Below are 396 nucleotides of genomic sequence, written 5' to 3' on the forward strand. Positions count from 1 at the left end.
TCTTGATATTCTTGCGATGAGTTTCGACCGTCGCCTCCGAAATGCCGAGCCTGATTGCAATTTCGCGGTTGCTTCCACCTTCGGCCACCAGCACCAGAACATCGTTTTCGCGGACCGACAGCCCTTCCGATTTCCTGTCGCCGCTGTCGAGCAGCGCTTCCGAAACACCGGAAGAGAAATAAGTTCCACCCGAAGCGACCGCATGAATGGCGGCGACGATTTCAGTGGTGGACACATCCTTCAACACATAGCCCGAAGCCCCGCGCATGATGGAAGTCGAGATATATTCGCGGCTGTCATGCATCGACAGCATGAGGATGCGAATGCCCGGCAATTGCTTTTTGAACATTTCGATAGCGTCGATACCGTTGAGAAGCGGCATGTTGATATCCATCA

General features: G+C 53.5%; 1 protein-coding gene. It reads right to left on the reverse strand.

Annotation, left to right across the window (positions count from 1 at the left end; translation table 11 throughout):
• On the reverse strand, nucleotides 1-382 hold a 382-nt coding region (locus tag SB822_RS55220), incomplete at its 3' end, for a LuxR C-terminal-related transcriptional regulator (protein WP_410858863.1).
• Nucleotides 383-396: the final 14 nt, after the last annotated feature.

Source organism: Paraburkholderia sp. SIMBA_054 (genome assembly GCF_046534875.1).
Taxonomy (GTDB): Bacteria; Pseudomonadota; Gammaproteobacteria; order Burkholderiales; family Burkholderiaceae; genus Paraburkholderia; species Paraburkholderia hospita.